The organism is Streptomyces sp. ISL-100 (genome assembly GCF_018614615.1).
Lineage (GTDB): Bacteria > Actinomycetota > Actinomycetes > Streptomycetales > Streptomycetaceae > Streptomyces.
Genome location: NZ_JAGGOK010000024.1, coordinates 58,199 through 84,300, shown reverse-complemented (window position 1 = coordinate 84,300; position 26,102 = coordinate 58,199). Strand labels below are relative to the sequence as shown.

Sequence of the window (26,102 nt, the reverse complement as noted above, 5' to 3'; positions counted from 1 at the left end):
TGGCTTTGCTGGCTTACTGGCTTACTGACTTTCCTGGGCTGCCGCGAGCTTGGCAGCGGAGTCGGCGTCGACGCAGGCCTGGATCACTGCGTCCAGGTCGCCGTCGAGTACCTGGTCCAAGTTGTACGCCTTGAAGCCCACGCGGTGGTCCGAGATCCGGTTTTCCGGGAAGTTGTACGTACGGATCTTCTCCGAGCGGTCAACCGTGCGGACCTGGCTGCGGCGTACGTCGGAGGCTTCCTGCTCGGCCGCTTCCTGGGCCGCGGCGAGCAGCCGCGAGCGCAGGATGCGCATGGCCTGCTCCTTGTTCTGGAGCTGGCTCTTCTCGTTCTGGCAGGAGGCGACGACGCCGGTCGGCAGGTGCGTGATGCGGACCGCGGAGTCGGTGGTGTTGACGGACTGGCCGCCGGGGCCCGACGAGCGGTAGACGTCGATACGGAGATCGTTGGCGTGGATCTCCACGTCGACCTCCTCCGCCTCGGGGGTGACCAGCACGCCCGCCGCGGAGGTGTGGATACGGCCCTGCGACTCGGTGGAGGGCACGCGCTGCACGCGGTGCACGCCGCCCTCGTACTTCATCCGCGCCCAGACGCCCTGGCCGGGCTCGGTCGCGCCGTTGCCGCCCTTGGTCTTCACCGCGACCTGGACGTCCTTGTAGCCGCCCAGCTCGGATTCGGTGGCGTCGATGATCTCGGTCTTCCAGCCGACGCGCTCCGCGTACCGCAGGTACATGCGCAGCAGGTCGCCGGCGAACAGGGCCGACTCGTCGCCGCCCGCGCCCGCCTTGACCTCGAGGATGACGTCCTTGTCGTCGCTGGGGTCGCGCGGGACGAGGAGCAGGCGGAGCTTCTCGGTGAGCTCGTCGCGCTGCTTCTCCAGCAGCTTGAGCTCGGCGGCGAAGTCCGGGTCGTCGTGGGCGTATTCGCGCGCCGTGACGATGTCCTCGCCGGTCAGCTTCCAGGCCCGGTACGTCCCGATGATCGGGGTCAGCTCGGCGTAGCGCTTGTTCAGCTTGCGCGCGTTCGCCTGGTCGGCGTGGACCGAGGGATCGGCCAGCTTCTTCTCAAGATCGGCGTGCTCGCCGATCAGATCCTCGACCGCCTCGAACATCTTCGGGCTCCTGGGTTGCAAAAAAGATAAGGGAACTGCGGCCTGTGCGTCACGACAAAGCGCCGGTCCTCCCCACCCCTGTACGGAGCGGCCGAGGACCGGCGCAGTGGCTCGCTACTTCGCGGCGGCAGCCTTGCCGAAGCGGGCCTCGAAGCGGGCCACGCGGCCACCGGTGTCGAGGATCTTCTGCTTGCCCGTGTAGAACGGGTGGCACTCGGAGCAGACCTCGGCGCGGACGGTGCCGCTGGAGATCGTGCTACGGGTGGCGAACGTCGCGCCACAGGTGCAGCTGACCTGGGTCTCGACGTACTCGGGGTGGATTTCGCGCTTCAAGGTGTCTCCTAGTTTCGGGAGGGCGCCGGGTCGCACGCGCGGATTGCGCGGACGTGAACCGGGGCCGACGTACCAGTCTGCCAGCACTGGCCGCATCTCCCAAAACCGGGGACGGGGCGGAACTATTCCCATCCCGCTACTGACTCTGTACGACCTTGCCCGCGCCGCCCTTGTCGCCCGCCGAACCCTTGGTCGCGGAGGCCGGTACGGGCTTGTCCTGGCGAAGCGCGTCCCAGACCCGCTTGGACTGGCGCTGGAGCGGCAGGACGCGGTTGGGATCGGCCGGGTCGTACTGCACGGGCAGCGTCACCATCTTCATGTCGCCCGGGCCGATGCCCTTGAGGCCGCCCCCGAAGCTCACCAGCTCGTTGACCGAGGCGAGGTCGGAGTCGGTGGTGACGGTCTTGGTGGCGCTGTCGGCCAGGTCGTACAGCTTCTTGGGGCTCGTGAAGACGCCGACGTCCTTGACCTGGTTGATCAGTGCCTTCATGAAGGCCTGCTGGAGCTGGATGCGGCCGAGGTCGCTGCCGTCGCCGACGCTCTTGCGGGTCCGTACGAGACCGAGCGACTTCTCGCCGTCGAGGGTGTGCGTGCCCGGCTTCAGGTCGAGGTGGCTCTTGTCGTCGTGGATTGACTGGGTGGTGGTGATCTCCACGCCGCCCAGATCGTCGACGAGCTTCTTGAAACCGGTGAAGTCGACCTCGACGTAGTGGTCCATGCGGATGCCGGACATCTTCTCGACGGTCTTGACCGCGCAGGCGGGGCCGCCCACCTGGTACGCCGTGTTGAACATCCGGTGCTCGCCGCCGGGGACGGTCCCGCCGCCGGTGTCGGAGGTGCACGTGGGGCGGGTGATCAGGGTGTCGCGCGGTATCGAGACGAGGCTGGCCTTCTTGTGGCCCTCGTACACGTGCATGACCATCGCGGTGTCGGAGCGGGCGCCGCCCTCGTCCTCGCCGTACTCGGAGTTGTCGCCCGAGCGCGAGTCGGAGCCGAGGACGAGGATGTCCAGGGAACCGTTGTCGACGTCGTCGGGGCGGTCGCTGCCGAGCTGGGTGTTGATGTCAACAGCCTTGAGATTGCCGTTGAGTTTGAAGTACACGTAGCCGAGTCCGGTGCCGCCCAGCAGCACCGCGCCCGCCGCGGCCCACGCCGTGACGGTGGCCGCCTTCGTGCGGACACTGGGTTCCTTCCGGCGTCTGCCGGTCCCCCGTATTCGGCTGCTCCTGGTCTGCTGCTGCTCGGACATCCGTGAAGGGTTGCACAACGTCCTGTGGCCCCTGCTGGGGGCAGGGGCCACAGGACGTCGTTCGAACGGTCCGGCGGAAAGGGGTCAAAGGCCCCTCTCACCAGGGTTTTCAGCCAAAGATGTTGTACTGCTGCCAGCCGGTACCGATGGTGATGCGTGTGGCGAAGATCTCCGAGGAGGCCTTGCCGGTGCCCGGGTAGAGGTACAGCGTGCCGCCGGGCGTACGGGCCAGGTAGTCGGCCTTGCCGTCACCGGTGACGTCGCCGGCCGCGTCGAAGGCGTTGTAGCCGCTCCACGTACGGACCTTCTGCTTGGCCGCGAAGGCGGTCGTGCCGGCCTTGCCCGTGCCCTTGTAGAGGAACATCTCGGACGTGCTGGCCTTGCGCACGATCAGGTCGGCCTTGCCGTCGCCGGTGAAGTCACCGTTGCCGCGCACCGAGTTGAACTGGCTCCAGCCGGTGCCGACCTGGACGCGGGCCGAGAACGTGCCGTTGCCCTTGCCCGGGTAGATCCACAGGACACCCGCGGAGTCGACGGACAGCAGGTCGGGCACGGCGTCGCCGGTGACGTCACCGGGGACGATGATCTGCTTCCTGGTCTTCCAGCCGGTCGCGATCCTGGTGTCGGCCCACTCACCGGTGGACGGCACGTAGTGCGACCACCAGACGTCACCGGCGGTGGTCCGGATGACCATGTCCTCGTAGTCGTCCCTGTTGAGGTCCGTCTGGAGGATCACATTGGTGCCGCTGTAGTTGCCGGCCGAGACGCGCGTGGCGAACGAGGTGCCCTTGGACGCGTAGTAGTAGAGCGTGCCGTCGGACGCGCTGCGACGGGCCAGCACGTCGGACCGGTGGTCGTTGGTGATGTTGGCGTCGTCCACGCGCGGGACGACGGAGCCGGCGTACCAGCTGACCTTGGAGTAGACGCTGTACGCGCCCTTCTCCACGCAGTCCTGGATGCCCCACGAGACCACACCGACGATCTTGCCGCCGACGACCAGGGGGCCGCCCGAGTCGCCGTTGCAGGCGGTCGTCGTGCCGTCGTCCTGACCGCTCGCGGGGTTGCCCGCGCAGACCATGTGCTTCGGGATGAACTCGCCGCCGAGCTGCCAATCGGCGCACGTGGCGTCGGAGTTGATCGGCAGGCTCGCCTTCTTCAGCGTCGGCGAGATGTCGTTGTTGGTGGAGGTCGTGCGGCCCCAGCCGTAGACCGTGGCGGTGGTCCCCGGCTTGTACGACGTGGTGTCGTCCGACTTCGTGATGTTGATCGGCTTGGCCGTGACCGGGTAGGCCAGGGTCAGCACCGCGATGTCGTTGTCGAGCGTGTAGTCGCTGTACGACGGGTGGTTCCACTGGCGCCAGACACCGGTGACGGTGCCGCCGTGGTTCGCGTCCGTCGCCAGCGTCTCGGTGCCGGTGACGACGACACCCTTGTTCTTCCAGTCCGCGCCCTTGACGCAGTGCGCCGCGGTGAGGATCTTCGTCGGCGCGATGACGGCGCCGCCGCAGAAGAAGGAGTTGTCGCCGTCCTCGTAGAAGAGCTGCGCCATCCACGGGGCGGAGCTGATGCTGGTCTCCGTACCGCCGATGACCTTCGGGTCGACCGAGGAGCCCGACGAGCCGGAGAACTTCGCGCCCTTGGACGGCTCCTCGGCCTTCTGGGCCGCGGCCTCCAGGCGCGCTTCCAGCTCGGCCTGCGTGGCCGAGCTGATGACCGGCTTGATCGTGGGCTTGGGCAGCGGATCCGCGGCGGCGTTGGCCGGGGCCATCAGCATCGCACCGGCGACGGCGGCCGCGATCGCGGCGGCCGCGGCCGGCACGGCTATGCGTATCCGGCGGCGGTGCTTTCCGCCCTGCTTGCCAGAGATCACTCGGGACTCCTGATTCAGATATTGATGAGGCGCCCCAAATGGATCCCCCCACCTGTGGCCGACCGATCGTACGACCGACTCCCGTACACCAACAGTCACTTGTGACCAACTGGTGAACACAACTTGGCAACATCTCCGTCCGAGATGCGTTTACGGCCGGGCTTTCATGGGCGGACACGACAAAGCCGCCCCGCCACTTTCGTGACGGGGCGGCTCAGTTGGCGCTGTTTACGCCGGCGACAGTTAGTCGCCGCCGTTGCCCGAAGGAGTCGTCTTCGCGATCTGCATCAGGAATTCGGCGTTCGACTTCGTCTGCTTCATCTTGTCCAGCAGGAGCTCGATCGCCTGCTGCGAGTCGAGTGCGTGCAGCACCCGGCGCAGCTTCCAGACGATGGCGAGCTCTTCCGCGTTGAGGAGGATCTCCTCCTTACGGGTGCCGGATGGGTCGACGTCCACAGCCGGGAAGATGCGCTTGTCGGCGAGCTTCCGGTCGAGCTTGAGCTCCATGTTGCCGGTGCCCTTGAACTCCTCGAAGATCACCTCGTCCATGCGCGAGCCGGTCTCGACCAGCGCGGTGGCCAGGATGGTCAGCGAGCCGCCGTCCTCGATGTTGCGCGCCGCACCGAAGAAGCGCTTCGGCGGGTAGAGCGCGGTCGAGTCGACACCACCGGACAGGATGCGTCCGGAGGCGGGAGCCGCGAGGTTGTACGCACGGCCCAGACGGGTGATCGAGTCCAGCAGGACGACCACGTCGTGACCCAGCTCGACGAGACGCTTGGCGCGCTCGATGGCCAGCTCGGCGACGGTGGTGTGGTCCTCGGCCGGGCGGTCGAAGGTCGAGGAGATGACCTCGCCCTTCACCGACCGCTGCATGTCGGTGACCTCTTCAGGACGCTCGTCGACGAGGACGACCATCAGGTGGCACTCGGGGTTGTTGACGGTGATCGCGTTGGCGACCGCCTGCATGATCATGGTCTTACCGGTCTTCGGCGGGGCCACGATCAGGCCACGCTGGCCCTTGCCGATCGGCGCGACGAGGTCGATGATCCGGGTCGTCAGGACGCCCGGGTCGGTCTCGAGACGCAGACGGTCCTGCGGGTACAGCGGCGTCAGCTTGTTGAACTCCGGGCGCCCGCGACCGGAATCGGCCGCCATGCCGTTCGAAGAGTCCAGCCGGACAAGCGCGTTGAACTTCTCGCGGCGCTCGCCGTCCTTGGGCTGGCGGACGGCGCCGGTGACGTGGTCACCCTTGCGCAGGCCGTTCTTGCGGACCTGGGCCAGCGACACGTACACGTCGTTCGGGCCCGGCAGGTAGCCGGACGTACGAATGAACGCGTAGTTGTCGAGGATGTCCAGGATGCCCGCGACGGGGATCAGGACGTCGTCGTCGGAGACCGGCGGCGCGTCGCTGCCGAACTCCTCGCGGCCACGACGGCCCCGGCGGTCGCGGTAGCGGCCGCGGCGGCCACGACGGCCACCCTCGAAATCGTCGTCGTCCTGCGGTCCGGCGCCCTGGGGGCCGCCCTGGCCCTGGCCACCCTGGCGCTGCTGGCGCTGGCCGCCCTGGTCGTCGGCCTTGCCGCCACGGTCACGGCGGTCGCCACGGTCGCCGCGGTCGCCACGGTCCTGGCGGTCGCCACGCGCGCCGTCACCACGGTCGCCGCGGTCACGCTGGCGGTCGCCGCGCTCGCGGCGGTCACCGCGCTGACCGCGCTCCTGGCGGTCACCCCGGCGGCCCTCGGAGGTGTCGACGGCAGTCTCGGCCTTGGCCTCGGGCTGCGCGTCGGTCCTCGGCTCGGTCTTGACGTCGCCCTTGGGCTCGGCCTTCACCTCGGTGGCGACGGCCGTGTCGGGGCTGCCCGCCTGGGCGGTGGCCCGACGCCGGCGGCGCTCGCCGGCCGGCTGGTCGTCACTGGCAGGCTGACCGGGGATTTCGATCTGCTGCTGGGCCACAGCCTTCTCGGCGGCAGGCGCGGGGGCCGGGGCCGCAGCGGCCTCGTCTCCCGTACGAGCCTTGGAGGTGGCGCGGCGCTTCGGCTTGGTCTCGGCAGCGGAGCCGGCCGTGTCGGCGCTCTTCGCCGGGGCAGAGCCGCCGGCCTGCGTTTCCTTGATGACCTCGATCAGCTGGCTCTTGCGCATACGCGCGGTGCCCCTGATGCCGAGGCCGGACGCGACCTGCTGCAGCTCGGCCAGGACCATGCCGTCGAGGCCGGTGCCGGAGCGGCGGCGCCGTGCGGCACTACCAGTGGCAGCACCTGCGGCGGACGCGGTGTTGTCGACATTCTTGTCGGCAGTCACGCCCATCAGATCGGTGGTGTCGCTCACGAAGGGTCCTTCCCTGGAGCGGACGTCGGCCTTCTGGCTCGGCGACCGGTTGTGCTGTCCGACTGCGGTCTTGGTAAACCGTGCCGGGGCGGTGGTCCGCCGGATACGGCGGAAGAAATAACGTGCTGGGGGTCCGGCTCTTGCATTACCGGTTCCGGAGCGTGCTCGAAACTGCTCAGGCAGGCTGCTCAGGCAGTTGGGGAGGCTCCCGGAAGAATGGTGGTCCCGAACGGGGACACGGTGCACCGCGCCACAAGGACGCCGGGTGCAGACTTGAGATTAACACTACCGGATCCAATAAATATTCCCCCTCTCGTTCACCGGCAATCGCGTGTCACTGCGCTCCGAGCGGCAGAACACTCGCTCCGGCGGCGTCGAGAGCCAGCCGGTTGGCCGCCCACCCCTCGCCCGCCAGCTGTGCGACCTTGTCGGCCGCACTGTCCTCGACCAGCGCGAGCACCGTGGGGCCCGCGCCGGAGATGACTGCCGGGACGCCGTCCGCGCGCAGTCGGTTGACCAGGGCCAGGCTCTCCGGCATCGCCGGGGCCCGGTAGTCCTGGTGGAGTCGGTCCTCGGTCGCCGCGAGCAGCAGCCCGGGACGCCTGGTCAGGGCCTCTACGAGCAGGGCGGCGCGACCGGCGTTGGCGGCCGCGTCCACATGGGGGACGGTCCGCGGCAGCAGGCCGCGGGCGGTCTCGGTGAGCACCGGCTTTCCGGGGACGAAAACCACCGGAACGATGGAAGCCGCAGGATCCATCCTGATCGCCCTGGCCGCTCCCCCGTCGGTCCAGGCGAGCGTGAAGCCGCCGAGCAGGCAGGCGGCGACGTTGTCGGGGTGGCCCTCGATCTCGGTCGCCAGCTCCAGCAGCGCGGCCTCGTCGAGCCGCGCGTCGCCGCCTATGGTCACGGCGCGTGCGGCGACGATGCCGGCGCAGATGGCGGCGGAGGAGGAGCCGAGGCCGCGGCCGTGCGGGATGCGGTTGGCGCACACGACCTCGAGGCCGCGCGGCTGTCCGCCGAGCAGGTCGAAGGCGGTGCGCAGCGACCGTACGAGCAGATGACTCTCGTCGCGGGGCAGCGTCTCGGCGCCCTCACCTGCGATGTCTACATGCAGCCCGGAGTCGGCGACCCGGACGACGACATCGTCGTACAGCCCCAGCGACAGGCCCAGGGCATCGAAGCCGGGACCAAGATTTGCGCTGGTGGCGGGGACGCGCACCCTTACGGCGGCGGCGCGGAACGCGGGACCGGCCATCGCTCGACGACTCTCCTTGTGGGACTGCGAGATTTTGACGAAGTACGAACACCCGAAGGCCATGACGGCAACAGCACCGCGGCATATGCGGCGGGGCGGGTTCAGTACAGCCTATCGAAGGAAGGTTCTGTGACGACATAGGGCGCACAGGAGGCGCACGATGCGTGTCGCGAGCCATCCTGTGCGCCTATGTCTGGGCTTACGGGCGCTTACGGGGTTTTTACGTCTGCCCCGGCCACATTCTACGTCTGCCCCGGGCGCCTGCCGCCTACACGAGGCCGAGGCGCTCCGCGGCCGTGGCGGCGTCCACGGGCACCGTGACTGGCTGCGGCGCTCCGGCCACCGCCCAGTCCGGGTCCTTGAGGCCGTTTCCGGTCACCGTGCACACGATCTTCTGGCCCGGGTCGACCTTGCCCTCGTCCGCGGCCTTGAGCAGACCGGCGACGCTGGCCGCCGAGGCGGGCTCGACGAAGACGCCCTCCTGAGCCGCCAACAGCCGGTAGGCGGACAGGATCTGCCGGTCCGTCACCTCATCGATGAAGCCGCCCGACTCGTCCCGGGCCTCAAGGGCGTACTGCCACGAGGCGGGGTTGCCAATGCGAATCGCGGTGGCGACGGTGTGCGGGTCCTTGACGATCTCGCCGCGCACGATCGGCGCCGAGCCGGAGGCCTGGAAGCCCCACATTCGGGGGTTGTGCGTCGAGATCTTGTCGGCCGCGTACTCGCGGTACCCGCGCCAGTACGCCGTGATGTTTCCGGCGTTGCCGACGGGAAGTACGTGAATGTCCGGGGCGTCACCGAGCCGGTCGACGATCTCGAAGGCGGCGGTCTTCTGCCCCTCGATGCGGACCGGATTGACCGAATTGACCAGCGCGACGGGGTAGTTGTCCGACAGGCTGCGGGCCAGCGTCAGGCAGTCGTCGAAGTTGCCGTCGACCTGGAGGATCTTGGCGCCGTGCACCAGCGCCTGGCCCATCTTGCCGAGCGCGATCTTGCCCTGCGGTACGAGGACGGCGCAGACCATCCCGGCTCGTACGGCATAGGCGGCGGCCGAGGCCGACGTGTTGCCGGTGGAGGCGCAGATGACGGCCTTCGCGCCTTCCTCCTTGGCGCGGGTGATCGCCATGGTCATGCCGCGGTCCTTGAAGGACCCGGTCGGGTTGGCGCCCTCGACCTTGAGGTACACCTCGCAGCCCGTGCGCTCGGAGAGGACCTGCGCCAGTACGAGCGGCGTGCCACCCTCGCCGAGCGTGACGACCGGCGTCGTCTCCGTCACCGGAAGACGGTCCCGGTACTCCTCGATGATGCCGCGCCACTGGTGGGTGCCGATGCTGGTCATGGGTCCTTACTCCCCTTCAACACGCATGATGCTGGCGACACCGCGCACGGTGTCGAGCTTGCGCAGCGCCTCGACGGTCCCCGAAAGGGCGGCGTCGGGCGCGCGGTGGGTGACGACGACGAGGGATGCCTCGCCGCCTCCGTCCTGCCGGCTCTGCTGGCGCACGGTGTCGATGGAGACACCGTGCTCGGCGAAGACCGTAGCGACCTGGGCGAGAACACCCGGTTTGTCGGCCACATCGAGGCTGATGTGGTAGCGCGTGACGACCTCGCCCATGGAGCTGACAGGAAGCTGGGTGTACGCGGACTCGCCCGGTCCGGTGGTCTCGGCGACCAGGTTCCGGCAGACGGCGACGAGGTCGCCCAGAACGGCGGAGGCGGTCGGAGCGCCGCCGGCGCCCGGACCGTAGAACATGAGCTGCCCGGCCGCCTCGGCCTCGATGAAGACCGCGTTGTACGCCTCGCGGACCGAGGCCAGCGGGTGGGTCAGCGGGATCATCGCGGGGTGGACGCGCGCGGTGACGGACTGGCCGTCGGCGGCGCGCTCGCAGATGGCGAGCAGCTTGACGGTGCATCCCATGCGCTTCGCGGAAGCGATGTCAGCGGCCGTGACCTCGGTCAGCCCTTCCCGGTGTACGTCGCCGATCCGCACCCGGGTGTGGAAGGCGATGCCGGCCAGGATGGCGGCCTTGGCGGCGGCGTCGAAGCCCTCGACGTCGGCGGTGGGGTCGGCTTCGGCGTACCCGAGGGCGGTGGCCTCGTCGAGCGCCTCGGAGTAACCGGCTCCGCTCGTGTCCATCTTGTCGAGGATGAAGTTGGTCGTGCCGTTGACGATCCCCAGCACCCGGTTGACCTTGTCGCCGGCGAGGGACTCGCGCAGCGGCCGTACGAGCGGAATGGCACCTGCCACAGCGGCCTCGTAGTACAGATCCCGGCCGTGCTCCTCGGCGGCGGCGTGCAGGGCCGCGCCGTCCTCGGCGAGGAGGGCCTTGTTCGCGGAGACGACGGAGGCGCCGTGCTCGAATGCGGTGGTGATGAGGGTGCGGGCCGGCTCGATGCCGCCGATGACCTCGATGACGACGTCGATGTCGCCCCGTTTGACCAGGGCGGTCGCGTCGGTCGTGATCAGGGCGGGGTCGATGCCCTCGCGGACCTTGGAGGGGCGGCGGACCGCGACCCCGGCGAGCTCGACCGGGGCCCCGATGCGGGCGGCGAGGTCGTCGGCGTGCGTCGTCATGATGCGCGCCACCTCTGAGCCGACCACACCACAGCCCAGCAGCGCCACCTTCAGCGGACGCGTACGCATCATCCGACCTCGTTTCGTCTTCTTGCTTGAGTGTGAACCAGTCTCACTCACCGGACGGGAGTTTCTATCCCCGGTCCAGATTGCGAGACATCTATTTCATCAGCCGACATCGAGACGCAGGAGATCTTCCTCCGTCTCGCGCCGGACGATTACGCGCGCCCGGCCGTCATTGACCGCTACGACGGGCGGGCGCAGGGAGTGGTTGTAGTTGCTGGCCATGGACCGGCAGTACGCCCCGGTGGCGGGCACGGCGATGAGATCACCGGGCGCGAGATCGGCAGGCAGGAACGCGTCCCGCACCACGATGTCGCCACTCTCACAGTGCTTGCCGACGACACGGACGAGCATCGGCTCGGCGTCCGAGGCGCGCGACACCAGCGCCACGCTGTACTCGGCGTCGTACAGCGCGGTACGGATGTTGTCCGACATGCCGCCGTCCACGCTCACGTACGTACGCAGCCCCTCCAGCGGCTTGATGGTGCCGACCTCGTAGAGGGTGAAGGCGGTGGGCCCGACGATGGCGCGACCGGGCTCGACGGAGATGCGGGGGGTGGCCAGCCCGTGCGCCTCGCACTCCCTGCTGACGATCTCGTTGAGCGCCTTGGCGATCTGGTGCGGCTCGCTGGGGTCGTCCTCGGAGGTGTACGCGATGCCGAGCCCGCCGCCGAGGTCGATCTCGGGCAGCTCGACGCCGTGCTCGTCCCGTACCTCGGCAAGCAGCTGAACGACGCGCCGCGCGGAAACCTCAAACCCGGCCATGTCGAAGATCTGCGACCCGATGTGGGAGTGAATGCCGATGAGCTCGATCCCGTCGAGCCGCAGGGCCCGACGTACCGCTTCCGCCGCCTGCCCGTCGGCGAGCGCGATCCCGAACTTCTGGTCCTCGTGGGCGGTGGCGATGAATTCATGCGTATGCGCCTCGACACCCACAGTCACGCGGATCTGCACGCGCTGCCGGCGGCCCATGCTCTGCGCGATGTGCGCGACACGGACGATCTCCTGGAAGGAGTCGAGCACGATCCGCCCGACGCCCACGCGCACGGCCCTCTCGATCTCCTCCACGGACTTGTTGTTGCCGTGGAAGGCGATGCGCTCGGCGGGCATCCCGGCGTCGAGCGCGGTGGTGAGCTCCCCACCGGAGCAGACATCGAGATTGAGCCCCTCCTCCTGAAGCCAGCGGACGACGGCCCGCGAGAGGAAGGCCTTGCCGGCATAGAACACGTCGGCGTCCGGCCCGAAGGCGTCGGCCCAGGCGCGGCAGCGGGCGCGGAAGTCACTCTCGTCGAGGAAGTAGGCGGGCGTGCCGAACTCCTCGGCGAGGCGGCTCACTTCGATGCCGCCGACAGAAACGACACCGTCGTCATCACGGCGGACGGTCCTGGCCCACACCTTCTCGTCGAGGACGTTGAGGTCGGCCGCCGGGGCGGTGTAGTGGCCCTCGGGGTAGACGTCGGCGTGACGGGGCCCGGCGGGGTGTGCGGAACGGCTCATGTCTCTTCTGTCTCTCTCACAGCTGTCACAGATGTTCGGGGGCGCTGACGCCGAGCAAGGACAGGCCGCCGGCGAGCACCGTTGCGGTGGCCTCGGCGAGGGCCAGCCGGGAACGGTGGGCGACCGAGGGTTTCTCGTCGCCGAGGGGGAGGACGGGGTGGGTGTCGTGGAAGCGGAAGAATGCCTCCGCAGCCATGTCGAGGTGCCGCGCGAGCCGGTCGGGCGCGCGATGGCGGGCAGCGGCGTCGAGGACGCCGGGGTAATCGGCAAGAACCCGAGCCACCCCGTACTCCTCACTCACTCCCCCTCCCCCTCCCACTCCCGCTCCCTCTCCCTCTCCCCTGTCGCCATCGCCGATGAACCCAAGTGCGGCGGCGTTGCGGACCAGGGCGCGGCAACGGGCGTGGGCGTACCGCACCCGGAAGAGGGGATTGGTCTCGCGCTGCACGAGGAGGTCGTCGGGGGCGGCGGTCGCGGTGGGCCAGATCAGCCGCCACGTGGCACCGTCGCGCCCGAGCCGGGCGCGGAGAGCACCAAGGTCGGCCACCGGGGCATCAGTCGCGCTCGTACGCACGACGGTCCCGCCCTGGGCGTGGACGAGCCGGGCCACGGCGTCGGCGTGGGGCCCGCTGCCCACCCGGACGACGTCACCGGCGAGCGCGTGGCCGTGCCCGTAGGCATGCCCCTGGGAGAGGACGGTACGTACAAGCGAAGCGTGCGCGTCGTGCGCGAGCGTGAGATTCAGGAAGCCGGGCCCGGTGACCTCGACGTCGCAGATGGTCCCCTCCTCCTCCTCCATCTCCAGCAACACACCCCGGAGGATCTCGGCCACCTCACGGGCGGGGCGGCCGGCGGGGCCGGCGAGCTTGAGGGCGACGTTGGTGGCGTAATCGCCGCGGCCGCCGGGCCGCGGCCGCTCGACGACGGCGTGCTCCGGCACCGGCGCCCGCAGCACGTCCTCGTCCACGGCGCGACGCACGGCGCGCAGCACGGTACGGGAGAGCTCTGCGGGGGTCACGGGACCAGCGTATGGGAGGAGGGGGGTCACAACGCGAACCGGTTTCGCCATCCGGTCACCCGCGGGTCGGCGGCCACCTCAACCGACTGTACGCCCCGCCTGCCCGGCTTCATGCCTGCCGTCGGCAGACGGCGGGCCCTCCCGGTGCATCAACTGCCGTACGAGCCTGACCAGCTCGGCGGGCTCGAAGGGCTTGGAGAGGAAGGCGTCGACGCCGGCGGCGAGGCCGCTCTCCACCTCGTACTGCGTGCAGGCACTGATGATCGCGACAGGGAGCCGACTGGTCCGCGGGTCTTCTCGGAGCCGGGCGGCCGTACGCAGCCCGTCGAGCCGTGGCATCACGACGTCCAGCGTCACGACATCGGGGCAGACCCGGTGAACGATGTCCAGAGCCTCGGCACCGTCGGCCGCGGTCACCACCTCGAAGCCCTCCAGCTCGAGATTGACCCTGATCAACTGCCGGATGACCTTGTTGTCGTCCACAACAAGCACGCGGCCGGACACGCCTGGCACAACTCGAGAGTAGGTCGCCCCCGACCGCCGCGTCCGGCTTTTGCCGACTTCCGCCCCGCGAGGGGGACGCCGGGAGCCCGCAAAACCTGTTCATGGACACCCGCCCGGAGCTGGTAGTGTTCAACTCGTCGCCGCTTAACCACGGCGGTACGCCCCCGTAGCTCAGGGGATAGAGCAACGGCCTCCGGAGCCGTGTGCGCAGGTTCGAATCCTGCCGGGGGCACTCCGGGAAAAGCTCCTGACCTGCAGAAATACAGGTCGGGAGCTTTTGCGTACACGCCAAAACGCAAACGGTCTTTTGACCGTTGCTCTTTTCCGGTCCTGCGGCACTCCGAACAACGTGGCCGTCTCGCTCGGTTGGCATGTATCCGCAGATCGAAGCAACTCGGCACGGTTCTCGGGAGCCGTACTCGCGGCGGAAATCCGACCCTGGCGCCGATCTGGCGGGGAACATCATCTCGTTCCAGATGACTGCGTCTGACCTGCCTAAATGTGGCTGCCGCCACGCGGAAACGTAAGCGGTCTGGTGGCCTGTTCGCCGACCGACAAGCGATACGCCCAGGCCGAGGCCGCCTATCAAGACGTGGAGGTCCTTGACGGGCCGCCACCGCTGGGTGGTCGAGCGCACCACGTCCTGGCTCAATGGCTGCCGCCGCCCGCACACGCGCTACGAGCGCAAAGCCGAGCACTTCCTGGCCTTCGTCGGCATCGCCAGCGTCCTCATCTGTTGCTGCCGCTACACCAACTGAGACGACCTCTTTAACCACCAACTGGCGGACATCCTGGCACGGACCGCGATGACGATCGGCGCGTGTAGCTGCGGGAGGACAGTGGCTATCACCGCGTCAGCACGGACGCGGCAATCAGCATGACGATCACGCAGAAGATACTGAATGGGACGTGCCAGCGCGGGAAGTCGTACCTTTCGCGTGTCACGCCCTCGTTGAGCTCGTGGGCCCACATGGTGAACAGCTTGCGGCTCGGGAACAACCCCACGGTCAGGCCGATGAGGGAGAACGAGTACAGGGCGATCATGGCAGCCAGCGTGAATCCCCTGAGCTGGCCGAACGCGATCGTGCCGATACCGCATCCGGTAATGATGAACGGATACACCATCCGGAACTTCCGGCGGGGAATCCACTTCGCCATGGCGGAGCAGTGGATCACGGTGGCTGCTGCGGCCATCAGCCACAGCCAACCGGTGGCAACGGACGCGAGCATGATGTGAGGTCCTTTTCCCTGAGAACGGTGCAGGGGCTGGTGACGACACCAGCCCCTGCTGGTCAGCTTACGTGAGGGTCCCTATCCGAACACTGAGCCCAGTGTCCCAGTGATCGGGGACACGAGATCGTGGCCGAACTGCCCGATCTTCGTGGCCACAGGGGCCACCACCTCGTCACCGACCTTGGTGATCGCTCCGATCCACTTGGACTGGCCGAACGTGAGCAGTCCCAGGGCGGTTCCCCCGGCAGAGGAGGAGAACTCACCGCTGGAGAACCCGTATTCGAGGCCCGTGAACAGGGAGCTGAGCCCGGCGGTCGCAAGGGAGGCGTAGCCGAAGCCCGCTGCAAAGGGGGCCACCACGGGGAACCAGATGCTGGCGAGGCCGAGTCCGGCGGAGATGAACCCGGTTCCGATGCTGACGTAGTTGAACGTGTCAGCCCACCACCCGGCGTCGGTCCAAAACTCGTCTTTCTCGGTGCTGGTGCTGGTGCCGTTCGGGTTGACCTGGTCGTGTGTGGTGCTGTTGGCGGGGTCGCTCCCGCTCGCCTGGGTGGCCTTCGCCGCCTCGACAGCCTTCTGCACGGCCTCCGCCAGCTCGGCCCTGCGCTTCTCGGTGGCGATGCGGCGGGCGTCGGTGGCCGCAACCGCGGCAGTCTGTGCGTCTTGGCCCGCCGCGATTGCGGAGTGACGCGCGCTCGATGCCGACGCCTGGGCGCTGTACGAAGAGTTTAGGGCGCTGCGGGCTGCGTCGATCGCCTTGTTCGCTGAGTAGTTCGCCGAGCGGGCGGCGCCGCGCGCTGTCGTTGCCGCTGTCTTGGCCTTGTCCGCCGATGCCTGAGCGGCGGCGGCGGACTTGTCCGCGTCATCGGCGTGCTGCTTCGCCTGCGTGGCGTATCCGGCGGCCTTGTCCGCCGAGGCCAGCGCTTTGTTTGCCCACTCCTGAGCTTCCGCCGCCGCCTTGCGGGCCTCCGCTGCCGCCTTCGATGCCAGAGCCGCGTCCTGCTGCGCCTTGTGGGCGATCTTGGCCGCTGCCGCGATTGCGCCGCGGATCGCCGCGATGTGGGTGGCGGAGTCGTGGTCGAACTGTGCCGTCTTGTGCTGCACCACATCGACGAAGTTCCTGCGCATCCACGTCGGGCCCTCGAGTGCCACCTCGGCGTGCGCCTTGGTGTAGGGGCCGCCGTTGCTGAGGAGCGTCGCGGTGGTGACCGCGTCGTCCTCCCGCACCGCGTCGGGGTAGGCGTGGTCGAAGAAGTCCTGCAGCGCCTTCGCGGTGTTCGTCTCGATCGCGGCCTCAGCCGCCGCCCTGACGGCCGTTCCGGGGCTGTCGTTGAGGACGCGGAAGATCTGGACGCGGTTGTCGTCCGCGGCGGCTTCGATCAGCCCTGTGGTGAGGAAGTCCCGCGCCGCGTCCGGGGCATCGCTCGCCAGTGCCGTCTGCGCCGCCGTTCCGATCTTGGGGGCGGATATCTGGGCGAGGTAGAGGGCGGTTTCCCGGTCGTCCTGCCCCTGTGCGAGGGCCCGGTCTGTGTCGATCCAGGCGTGCACGTCGGCGTCCGTGCCGGACAGGGCGAACTGGGCGGCCTCCCGCGTCCAAGCACCCTTCGCGTTCAGCAGGCCCACGGCGGCCTTGCGGCCCAGTGTGGCCGCCACTGCCAGGTCATTGCCCGCCAGCGCCTGCTCGGCATTGGCGATCAGGTCCTTGACGGCCTGCTCGGTCTGCTCCGCCTGCGCGCGCTTGCCCTCGTACGTCGCCCGCTCGTCCGCTTCAATCTGGACAAGCTGCCTGGCCTCGTCCAGGCCTTGCAGTTTGTCCTCCTCCAGGCGCGCCAGCTCCGCGTCCCGGGCCGCCTGCTCCACCGTGAGGGCATCGTCGACGGCCTTGGTTGCGGTGTTGGCAGCCTTCACCGCCTCGGCCGCGTGGGCGGTGGACTTGTTCGCGTAGTCAACCGCCTGACCCGCGTACTTCACCGCCTCCTCGGCCGCGATTGCCGCCTTCTCGGCATGGTCGGCAGCGGAGTTGGCGGCATCGCGCGAGGTGCGCGCGGCCGTTGCGGCCGAGTTGGCCAGGGCTTGTGCGGTGGAGGCGGCGTTGGTGGCCCGGTTCGCGGCGGTGGTCGCGATGGCGGCCTGACGCTTCGCTTCCGCCGCTTCGTGCTGCGCTACGCCGGCGGATGCGGCGGCCTGGGCCGAGGCGCTTGCAGCGGCGGCGGCGTTGCGGGCGGCGGAGGCGGCTGTGGAGCCGGCACTGGCAGCTTGTGCGGAGGCTATCGCGGCCTGATCGGCCGCCTTGGCCGCCGAGCGCGCCTTCGCGGCGGCGTTGCGGGCCACGACCGCGGCGTTCTTGGCCGCCTCGGTCTGGGAGGCGTCCTTGGAGGCGGCGATCGCGGCATTGTAGGCGCGGGATGCGGCGTATCCGGCGGTCGCGGCGGCCTGGGAGGCGGCGGTGGAGGCAAAGGAGGCGCGGCGGGATGCGGCCACGGCGGCGTGGGAGGCGTTGATGGCGTTCCGGGCGGCGTCTGCCGCGCCCTTGGCGGCACTGGCCGCCTTGCGGGCCGCTTCCCCGGACTTCTTCACGTCGTCCTTGGCCGCTGCCGCCTCCGCCGCCGCCTTCTCGGCCGCCTCCTTCGCCTTCAGTGCGGCGGTCTGTGCGCGATCGGATGCTTCGACGGCCAGGTTGGTCTCGGCCTGCGCGCGCTTCCCCTCCCGCTCGACCACCGCGACGAGTTCCTCGATCGTCGCCGACTCCTGGTCACGGGCGCGGGCGATGTGCTGGCCGGTGTCGAGGAACCACTTCACGTCCGCCGCGGTGCCGCTGAGGGCGCGGTCCGCGTACTTCTTCACCTCCGGGCCGCCCCTGAACAGCATGGTGGTGGCCTCTACCCGCATGTCCTCCACGCGGGCGGTGAACTGGCCGCTGGTGAGGAAGTCCTCCAGAGCCGTCTGCGTGTTGGCGGTTAGGGCAGCGGAGGCTTCGCGCTTGACCGCCTTGCCGCCGGTATTCGAGACGGTGGCCGTGGCCACTCGCAGGTCTTCCTCGAGGGCGGGCTTGAAGCCGTCGTTGAGGAAGGCGGCGATAGTGCTGTCACCGTTGTTGAGGGCTGCGACGGCCTCACGGCGCAGTCCCGTGCCGGCCCGGGCGAGGTAGGCGACGATGGCGACGCGGTTGTCCTCCACGGTCGCCTTCGGCAGGGTTTCGGCGAGGAAGGTCTGGATGGCGACATCGGTGCCGTAAAGCGCATCGGCCGCTGCCGCTCTGACGGCCTTTCCGCCCGTCATCCATGCCTTGATCACCTTCGCCCGGTCGGTGTCCGGCAGCGTGAGCGGATCAGTGGCTTCGCCCTCCGCAGTGGCGGCGCGGGCTATGGGCATGAACGCCGTGGGGCACGCGGCGGCGGCCGTGACGGCGGCCAGGGCGCCGAGGAGTCGGCGCCGACTCCAAAACATCGTCTGCATAAGGGTGTGGTCCTCGTGGTGTTTGCCCGTGAGGCAGCTCAGTGATCACTGACGCGGTAGGCCCCCCGCCCGCCCGGCAGTTACCTGTGGCGCGAGTGAGGCGTATGGGAGTGCCTGCGCAGTGCAGCGACGATACCAACGCGTTTTTATGCAGACAGCAGCGCAGCGCAGTTAGAAAAAATTTGCACGGCATCGCCGTGACGAGTTGTCCATATTTATGTGGGTCATCCAACTAGTTTCAGGGAAATAAGGACGCCACCCCGAGGATTATCGGCCGTCGCGGGGGAGGGGGACCCCCAAGATCCTTTACACTTCCTCCATAAGGAACCGTACAACCTTTCCGGAAGGTGAGGAGGGTCACAACGGGGCCGTAACCTTCGGCTGGTTTGGGGTAGTTCACGGAGTGGACAAAGTGTGGAGAGGGAGATTCCATGGCCAAGCCGAAGTAGCTCCCCAACTTGAGCGAGAATTTCCCTTTCGGCGTACGCCGAAGTGGAAACCCTCGCCGACGGTTATGCTCCGGCCGGGAAGTGGGGGGCTGTATTTCTATTCCAGTCGCCTTCAAGCCCGTCTTGAACAACGTTCCGGCCATCGACCGGAACCCACGAATTTAGGACTGTGATGAAGGCACGTACCGCAAATGCGGCGAAGCCGCAGCGGAAGAGATTCATAGCGCGCACGCTGGGCGCCGCTGCCACCGCCGGCGCCCTGGCATGGCTCGCGCTCGCGGGCGGCGCCCCCGTCGAAACCGGCACCAAGGCTCGGGCGGCCGTGCCCATCGCCGACGAGGCCCCCGGCTACGCTGTCGAGGACTTCAACTACCCGCAGGCAGACAAAATCCTCGCGGAGAAGAACATCGTCCTCAAGCGCGGCGACGGCCACATCACCCTCGTCGACTGCGCCAGCGGCACCGGCTTCCTCGAGGTCTGGGCCCGTGAGAAGGAAAAGATCTGCTTCCAGGTCGTCGGCAATTCCGGCTGGCTGACCCTGGAGATCCCCGCGGTCTTCGCCGTCAAGGGCAACGACTACTCGACGGAGGTCGACATGACCACCGGCACCGAGGAGAAGTCCTTCGACGTCGCCAAGAACTCCTGGACCGCAGTGGGCGAGAGCGCGGACGAGCAGGGCCGCGAGCACATGCTCGTGGAGATCAGGTCCTCCAAGTAACACCCGGTCAGCGCCTCAACGTCCGCCCTGCCGCAATCCGTTGACCGGATGCGCAGACCTCCGCACCAAGGAATACAAGGTCATGCCACACAACAGACCCCTCCGCCTCTCCGCGTTGGCCGCAGCCCTGATCGCGGGCCCGGTCGCGCTGTGCGTCACGCCGGCGTCCGCCGTCACCGGCACGCCCGCCGCCGACGCCACCTTCAGCTCCACCGCGCAGATCATCGTCGGCAACCACGACCGCGGATGCTCCGGTGTCCTGGTCGACACCGAGTGGCTGCTCACTGCGGCCAGTTGCTTCGCCGACAACCCGGCCACCAGTCTCGCGGTGCCGGCCGGCACGCCGAAGCTGAAGACGACCGCGACAATCGGCCGCAATGACACCAGCGCCACCGGCGGCGCTGTGCGCCAGGTCGTCGAGCTGGTCCCACGCAGCGACCGCGACGTGGTCCTGGCCCGCCTCAACCGCCCAGTCACCAACGTCGCCCCCACCGCCCTGTCCACCGCCGCGCCCACCGCGGGCGAGGAGCTGAAGTTCGCCGGGTACGGCCGTACCAAGACCGAGTGGGCGCCGCTGAAGTTGCACACCGGCGTGCTATCGGTGGACGCCTCCGCCTCCGCCGCCACCACCGCCACGGTCACCGGCAAGGACGGCGCGGCCGCCTGCATGGGCGACACCGGTGGCCCGCTGGTCCGCGTGGTCAACGGCACGCATCAGCTGGTGGCCCTCAGCAGCCGGTCCCACCAGGGCGGCTGCTTCGGCATCGACACCGCCGAGACCCGCACCGGCGGCATCGCCGCCCGCGTCGACGACCTGGCCTCCTGGGTGAGTTCCAAGGTCGGCGCCACCCGCATCACCGACTTCAACGGTGACGGCGTCGAGGACGTCGCGATATCCGACCCCAAGGCCACCGTCGGCGGCGACGCCGATGCCGGCGTGGTCCGGGCCGTGTACGGCGGTGGCAAGGGCACTGCCGAGATCAGCCAGGACCTCGACTGGGTGACCGGCGGCGCCGAGGCCGGTGACTGGTTCGGCGAGAGCCTCGACACCGTCGACTACAACGAGGACGGTTACACCGACCTGGTCGTCGGCACCCCATCCGAGGACATCGAAGGCGCCACCGCAGCGGGCATGGTCGACGTCCTCTACGGCGGGAGCGGCGGTCTCGGCACGGGTACCCAGAAGGCCACGCACTTCGAGCAGGGCGCCGGCTCGGGAGCCATCGCCGCGGCGGCCGGCGAGAGCGGCGACCGCATGGGCGACGCCCTCGCCGCCGGCACCACCGCCGCCGGCGAGCCGTACATCGTCATCGGTGTGCCCGGCGAGGCCCTTGGTTCCATCACGAAGGCGGGCATGGCCTTCTACCTGCGTGGTGCGACCAACGTCTCGATCCACCAGGACAAGACGGACGTCCCCGGCGACGCGGAGGCGAACGACGCCTTCGGCGGCAGCATCGCGGCCGACTCCAACAAGTTGGCCATCGGTGTGCCCACCGAGGCCATCGGCTCCGACGCGGGCTCCGGCGGCGTGACGATCTTCGACCACAAGCTGAATGCCGCCAACATCCCCACTCCGCTGAGCGGCATCGACCAGGACCTGGACGCGATCTCCGGCGATGCCGAGCCTGGTGACCAGTTCAGTGCGTCGCTGTCCATGACCGAGTACCGCCCGTCGGGCGCTGCGGCCGCCACCGAGTCAATCCTCGCTATCGGTTCACCCGGCGAGGACCTGACCATCGACAGCGTCGGCAAGGCCGATGCGGGCAGGGTCGTCACCCTCCGCATCACCGCCGCGGGCACCTGGACCCAGCTCGAAGACATCAAGCAGGGCGCCGGGGACGATGACGTCTCCGGCACCTCCGAGGCCGGCGACCGTATGGGCTCGGCGGTGACCGCCGTGAACACCGCACCTCGCGCGGTGAGCACCACGGCGACGATGAAGCTCGCGGTCGGCACCCCGAACGAGTTCGTCGGCACTGCGACCAAGGCTGGCGCGGTGCACACGTTCTCGCTCCTCGGCTCGGCCGGCGCCAACGACCGCTGGATCGAGGCGGGCGACGGCGACGGCATCCCCGGCACCCCAGGCGCCAACCAGCAGTTGGGCTCCAGCATCCACTTCACCGGCACCAAGCTGTACGTCGGCATGCCCTACGGCCCGTCCACCTACGGCGCCCTCTACGCGCTGCCGATGTCCAACGTGACCGCAGGCGGTACGGTCACTGCGGTAACCACATACAAGCCGGGCACAGGCGGCCTCCCGGCCGCAGGCGCACGCTTCGGTTACGCGGCGCGCTAGTCAACAACCAGCGGACCAACCCGTTGAGACGGCGAGAGCCCCGGAAGGACCCACCAGGGCCTTCCGGGGCTCTCGCCCGCCTGTGGCAAGTCGTTCCGCAGACGGCTGGCCAGGCACGGCCATGCTCTACATGGCCCCTTCTTCGCCGCCCGCCGCTTGCTCCGCGGGACTCCCTCGACTCCAGGTGCGCAGGTGAGTCAACCAGAAGCGAGCTGGCCCCCTGCCCTGCCCCACATCGACGGAAACACCTTCGGATAGCTAAAAACTGTGCGAACACGCACAATGTCCGACCGAAGAACTTTTCAGCCAAAATTTCTGTAACACCTCAGTCTTGAGAAACGAGCCATGGGCACGCGCACGCCGGACATCACTGTGATCATCGGGGCATACAACGCCATGCCCTACCTGTCCCACACCCTCACCTCCCTGCTGGAGCAGTCCCTCGGCCGTGAGCGGCTGGAGGTCATCGCGGTCGATGACGGGTCGACGGACGGTACAGGCGAGGAGCTGGAGCGGTTCGCGGCGGCCCACCCGGCGCTGTTCACGGTTTTGCACCAGAAGAACTCCGGCGGTCCGGCCGAACCACGCAACGTGGGCCTGAACCACGCACGGGGCCGGTTCGTCTTCTTCCTGGACGCCGACGACTTCCTCGGCCCCGAGGCCCTGGAGCGGATGCTCAGCGCCGCCGAGACCAACGACACCGACGTGGTCCTGGGCAAGATGGTCGGCGTCAACGGCCGCGGCGCACCGGCATCGATGTTCCGGGAGAACCAGCCGCGCACCGACGTGTTCTCCTCCCGGGTGTACTGGACCCTCAGTCCGCTCAAGCTGTTCCGGCGAGAGCTGATCGAGCGCCTTGGCCTGCGGTTCGCGACCGGATACGCAGTGTGCGAGGACCAGCCGTTCACGGCGATGGCCTACCTCCATGCCAACGGCATCTCGGTCGTGGCCGACTACGACTGTGTCCACATCGTCAAGCGAGACGACGGCGGCAACATCACCTCCACCACCCGCGGCGCCGACCAGCGCATCCGGGCACTAGACATGATGATCGACCTGGTCGAGGAGCACACCGACCCCGGCGCCGGCCGCGACGCGCTGATGCACCGGCACTTCTCGATCGACGTCTGCAACGCGCTGATCCACCTGGCCCAGGAGAGTGACCCGGTACTACAGCAGAAGAACTTCGCCGAACTCAGGTGCTTGGTGGAGCGCATCGGCGACGAGTCGCTGGTACGGCGCCTAGGCACGGTGAACCGGCTGCGCCACACCCTGATCACGCGCGGACTGCTGGATGGGGTGGTGGAGCTGGAGCGCGTGGATGAGGCTCATCGGGCCGACGGGACGTACCCGGACATCGTGCTAGACGGCGGACGGGCCTACGCGCAGCTGCCCTTCTTCCGCGATCCCCACCGGGGCATCCCGGACGAGGCATACGACGTCACCAGCGAGCTGCCCGGCCGCCACCGGCTGGACAACGCCGAGGTGAACGGCAGCCTGCTGACCTTGACCGGCCATGCCTACCTGCGTCGCCTGCCTCGGGCCCGTACCGGCGGCGAACTCGTGCTGCGGGAGCGGACCAGCAAGACCGAGCACCGCTTCCCGCTCACCCCGGCGCCGGCCCCCGACGCGGGCACCGGAGAGGACGGCGGCCTGTACGCCTACCCAGACGCCGGCTTCGAGGTGACCGTCGACATCGCCCGCGCCGCCGACGACGCACCGCTCCCCAGGGGACTGTGGGACCTGTTCCTCAGCCTCGACTTCGACGGCGGCCTCACGCGCGAAATTCGCCTCGGCAACTCACGTCTGCCCGAAATCCCCAGCAAGCCGCGGACTTACATCATCGTGACCGACTCCAAGCTGATGGCCGCCGCGCTGTACTACACCCACCCCTACGACAACCTCACCCTGGACATCGGCGAGAACAAGCACCGCGTACCAGACAAGATTCGCCTCGAGTGCGCTTCCTGGTCCGCCCAGAAGCGGCCGGTGCTGGAGATCACCGGAACGTGCGCCCTCTCCGCCATGCCCACCCACCGCCTCACGCTGCAGATGACCGACCAGCACGGCGCGAGCACTCACTTCCCCGCCAGCACCAAAGGTGATCGCTTCACGATCAGCGTCCCTGTCTCCCGCCTCACGCCCGGCACCTGGACCGCGTCCCTGCACCTTGGCGCCGACAACGACCCCGGATGGAACGTGCCCGTCACCGTCCGGCCCAGCGCCGAGACTGCGCGCTGGTCACGGCTCGGCCTTCCCCGGTACGCCAAACTCACCAACGCAAACGGCCAACTCACTCTGAGCGTCGACCGTGTGAAGATCAGCAAAGCGATAACCAACCGCATGAAACGCTGACCACCTCGGCGTCCATTGACCTCCGTGCGATGAATAAGTTGCACACTCCGAGCTGTTTGCCTGGGTAGGTAGACGTGGTGGGGCGAATCGGTCCAGCGGATCGGTTGGTCGGCCACGGCCGTGATTTCGGTGGGGTGTCTGCGCCGACCTGCACGTTTTGGGGGGCACGGCGGTCAGCAGGCGGTGCGTCGCTTCGGCCAGAACGTCGGTCGCACCGCCCAGTAGGATGATCACCGCGCAGATCCCAGCGAGGCCAACCGCCGCCTTCACCCAGTTCGCCATGCCGTGCCAGCCGAGTTCCGGAGCCCGACACGGGTCCTCCAGCGGTCGTGCATCACACCGCCGTCGTCCCGCGCGTCGTCTGACCACTCACGCAGCGCGGCGGCGAACCGCGGCTGCTTCGCGGGCTGGTAGTCCCCAGCCTGGGGCGGCGGGAAGGTGAAGCGCTGCTTGGGGTGCGTCGGTAACGGTGCGGGCCGGGCGGCCTGCTTCGGTGCACCCGAACTCTGCGCGTTCTTGAGCCGGTCGGGAGCCGGGGCCGGGCTGTCCGGAGGTGTGCACGGGGATCTGTTGGAAGGGCCTGGCGGCGCGTCAGGCCGTATGCACAAAACGGAAGGGGGCGGTGATGGGCTGGTTCACACGCCATGAGCCGAAAGGCGTCATGTTCGACTCGGTGATCGCCGACGGGGTGATCGGGCCGACGTACACGGACGACGACGGCGTGCTGTGCATCGACGCCGATGACGACTTGGAAGTCATCGTGGACGGCGCGATCGTCGACGGCACCATCTACGACGCTTGGGTCGAAGACAACGGGCGCATCGTGATCGACCTGGAAAGCTGACCGTCCCGGGCGACGTGGCCCGTACAAGGATCGGTTGGTTCAGCGCCAGCCCCCGTGGTGCGGCTCCGAGTGCTCGCCGAACGGTGGGTCACCTCGGATCCCGAGGACCTGACCGCGCTGTGCGGCGGACGGACCACCGTGATCAAGGTCTGGTCGGCCCGTCATCGATGAGGTAGCACTTTTCGGCTCAGGCGCTACTGATCGAGGTCGGGTGGCTGGTCGTAGGCGCTCAGGAGTCCTTCGATGCGCTGGTTGTTGATGGACTGCCGGTCGTACAGACACTTCGCGTACCGGCTCAGCAGGACCTCGACGCTGTTGCCGGCGCGCTGGGCGACCTCGGCCGGGTCGGCGCCCGCGCACAGCCACGTGGACAGTGCCGAGTGCCGGAGGTCGTACGGGCGCTTCGCAAGCGGGGTGCTGGTGAGCGCGGGTGGCAGGGCAAGCGCGCGGGTTTCGTGCCAGACCCGGTGGTAGGTGGTGTAGCTGATGATCCGGCCGCGTTCGGTGAAGAACAGCCGCCCGTCGTCGGCCGTGCCGAATGCAGCGACGTGCTCGCGCCACAGGGCCACCAGATGGGGCGGGAGCGGCACCACCCGCGTTTCTCCCGGCGGGCGGTTCTTCAGCCCGCGCTCGTCGTGGTACTGGCCGGTGTCGGTCCACCGCTTGCCCGCCTGCGGCAGAGTGCGGTGCACGATCAGTCGCCCCCAACCGGCACGGGGCAGGCGGCAGTCCGGCAGCGCCACCGCGACCGCCTCCTCCGGACGCAGACCCGCGTAGTACATGCCCGCGAAGAACCCGACCAGCCGACGACCACGAGCCCTCCGGTAGCCACCCACATAGGAGACGGCGTTCAGCAGATCCCGCGCCTGGTACGGGTTGGCCACCACCCGCGGATCCACCGAGACCCGCCGGCTTGGGCACCCGCCAGCGGATCCGCTGCAGTGGATGACTG

At 68.7% G+C, this 26,102-nt stretch carries 18 protein-coding genes, 1 tRNA gene and 1 pseudogene; 6 read left to right on the top strand and 14 right to left on the bottom strand.

All coding sequences use genetic code 11. The features are described from left to right. Nucleotides 1-21: 21 nt before the first annotated feature. The 11 genes from prfA to J7E89_RS10830 form a co-directional block, all read right to left on the bottom strand. Nucleotides 22-1,110 (bottom strand): peptide chain release factor 1, encoded by a 1,089-nt coding sequence (gene prfA / locus J7E89_RS10880; RefSeq protein WP_214971943.1) that lies wholly within the window; start codon nucleotides 1,108-1,110, stop codon nucleotides 22-24. 114 nt (nucleotides 1,111-1,224) lie between these two features. After that, nucleotides 1,225-1,443: a 50S ribosomal protein L31 gene (gene rpmE / locus J7E89_RS10875; RefSeq protein ID WP_214971941.1), complete on the bottom strand. Its 219-nt coding sequence runs from the start codon at nucleotides 1,441-1,443 to the stop codon at nucleotides 1,225-1,227. 136 nt (nucleotides 1,444-1,579) lie between these two features. Further along, nucleotides 1,580-2,692 carry an LCP family protein gene (locus J7E89_RS10870; protein WP_214971940.1) on the bottom strand — a complete coding sequence of 371 codons (1,113 nt, stop codon included), beginning with the start codon at nucleotides 2,690-2,692 and terminating at the stop codon, nucleotides 1,580-1,582. A 109-nt stretch (nucleotides 2,693-2,801) separates the two neighbouring features. After that, nucleotides 2,802-4,559 (bottom strand): trypsin-like serine protease, encoded by a 1,758-nt coding sequence (locus J7E89_RS10865; protein ID WP_308315429.1) that lies wholly within the window; start codon nucleotides 4,557-4,559, stop codon nucleotides 2,802-2,804. A gap of 246 nt (nucleotides 4,560-4,805) precedes the next feature. Next, nucleotides 4,806-6,887 (bottom strand): transcription termination factor Rho, encoded by a 2,082-nt coding sequence (gene rho / locus J7E89_RS10860; RefSeq protein WP_214971939.1) that lies wholly within the window; start codon nucleotides 6,885-6,887, stop codon nucleotides 4,806-4,808. 334 nt (nucleotides 6,888-7,221) lie between these two features. Beyond that, nucleotides 7,222-8,142, bottom strand: coding sequence for a homoserine kinase (gene thrB / locus J7E89_RS10855; RefSeq protein ID WP_214971938.1), 921 nt, complete (start codon nucleotides 8,140-8,142; stop codon nucleotides 7,222-7,224). 268 nt (nucleotides 8,143-8,410) lie between these two features. Continuing rightward, nucleotides 8,411-9,481: a threonine synthase gene (gene thrC, locus J7E89_RS10850; protein ID WP_214971937.1), complete on the bottom strand. Its 1,071-nt coding sequence runs from the start codon at nucleotides 9,479-9,481 to the stop codon at nucleotides 8,411-8,413. Between the two features lie 6 nt (nucleotides 9,482-9,487). Beyond that, nucleotides 9,488-10,789, bottom strand: coding sequence for a homoserine dehydrogenase (locus J7E89_RS10845; RefSeq protein WP_214971935.1), 1,302 nt, complete (start codon nucleotides 10,787-10,789; stop codon nucleotides 9,488-9,490). A 96-nt stretch (nucleotides 10,790-10,885) separates the two neighbouring features. Beyond that, entirely contained in the window at nucleotides 10,886-12,277 is a 1,392-nt protein-coding gene (gene lysA / locus J7E89_RS10840; protein ID WP_214971932.1) for a diaminopimelate decarboxylase, read from the bottom strand. 25 nt (nucleotides 12,278-12,302) lie between these two features. Continuing rightward, a complete protein-coding gene (nrtL, locus tag J7E89_RS10835) occupies nucleotides 12,303-13,295 on the bottom strand; it encodes an ArgS-related anticodon-binding protein NrtL (RefSeq protein ID WP_214971928.1) in 993 nt (330 codons plus the stop codon). Between the two features lie 78 nt (nucleotides 13,296-13,373). Further along, the gene (locus J7E89_RS10830) at nucleotides 13,374-13,808 is read right to left on the bottom strand and encodes a response regulator (protein WP_214971925.1); all 435 of its coding nucleotides are present in this window, start codon (nucleotides 13,806-13,808) and stop codon (nucleotides 13,374-13,376) included. Nucleotides 13,809-13,959: 151 nt separating this feature from the next. Here J7E89_RS10830 and J7E89_RS10825 point away from each other — a divergent pair. Both J7E89_RS10825 and J7E89_RS10820 read left to right on the top strand, forming a co-directional pair. After that, nucleotides 13,960-14,031 (top strand) — tRNA-Arg (locus tag J7E89_RS10825). Nucleotides 14,032-14,407: 376 nt separating this feature from the next. Then, a pseudogene (locus J7E89_RS10820) lies at nucleotides 14,408-14,557 on the top strand (transposase); the annotation flags it as partial. 88 nt (nucleotides 14,558-14,645) lie between these two features. Here the strand turns inward: J7E89_RS10820 and J7E89_RS40725 are convergent. Further along, a complete protein-coding gene (locus J7E89_RS40725; protein WP_251060367.1) occupies nucleotides 14,646-15,029 on the bottom strand; it encodes a hypothetical protein in 384 nt (127 codons plus the stop codon). An 81-nt stretch (nucleotides 15,030-15,110) separates the two neighbouring features. Further along, a complete protein-coding gene (locus J7E89_RS10810; RefSeq protein ID WP_214971919.1) occupies nucleotides 15,111-18,488 on the bottom strand; it encodes an ALF repeat-containing protein in 3,378 nt (1,125 codons plus the stop codon). A gap of 621 nt (nucleotides 18,489-19,109) precedes the next feature. On the opposite strand from J7E89_RS10810, the gene J7E89_RS10805 reads away from it, so the two are divergent. The 4 genes from J7E89_RS10805 (at nucleotide 19,110) to J7E89_RS10790 (ending at nucleotide 25,150) form a co-directional block, all read left to right on the top strand. Continuing rightward, entirely contained in the window at nucleotides 19,110-19,655 is a 546-nt protein-coding gene (locus J7E89_RS10805) for a hypothetical protein (protein WP_251060366.1), read from the top strand. An 82-nt stretch (nucleotides 19,656-19,737) separates the two neighbouring features. Next, nucleotides 19,738-21,951: a trypsin-like serine protease gene (locus tag J7E89_RS10800; protein WP_214971916.1), complete on the top strand. Its 2,214-nt coding sequence runs from the start codon at nucleotides 19,738-19,740 to the stop codon at nucleotides 21,949-21,951. A 345-nt stretch (nucleotides 21,952-22,296) separates the two neighbouring features. Then, nucleotides 22,297-24,306, top strand: a complete 2,010-nt coding sequence (locus J7E89_RS10795; RefSeq protein ID WP_214971913.1) for a glycosyltransferase family 2 protein — start codon at nucleotides 22,297-22,299, stop codon at nucleotides 24,304-24,306. Nucleotides 24,307-24,931: 625 nt separating this feature from the next. After that, the gene (locus J7E89_RS10790; RefSeq protein ID WP_214971911.1) at nucleotides 24,932-25,150 is read left to right on the top strand and encodes a hypothetical protein; all 219 of its coding nucleotides are present in this window, start codon (nucleotides 24,932-24,934) and stop codon (nucleotides 25,148-25,150) included. 194 nt (nucleotides 25,151-25,344) lie between these two features. On the opposite strand, the gene J7E89_RS40720 is transcribed toward J7E89_RS10790, so the two are convergent. Next, nucleotides 25,345-26,037 (bottom strand): hypothetical protein, encoded by a 693-nt coding sequence (locus J7E89_RS40720; protein WP_251060365.1) that lies wholly within the window; start codon nucleotides 26,035-26,037, stop codon nucleotides 25,345-25,347. Between the last annotated feature and the right edge of the window lie 65 nt (nucleotides 26,038-26,102).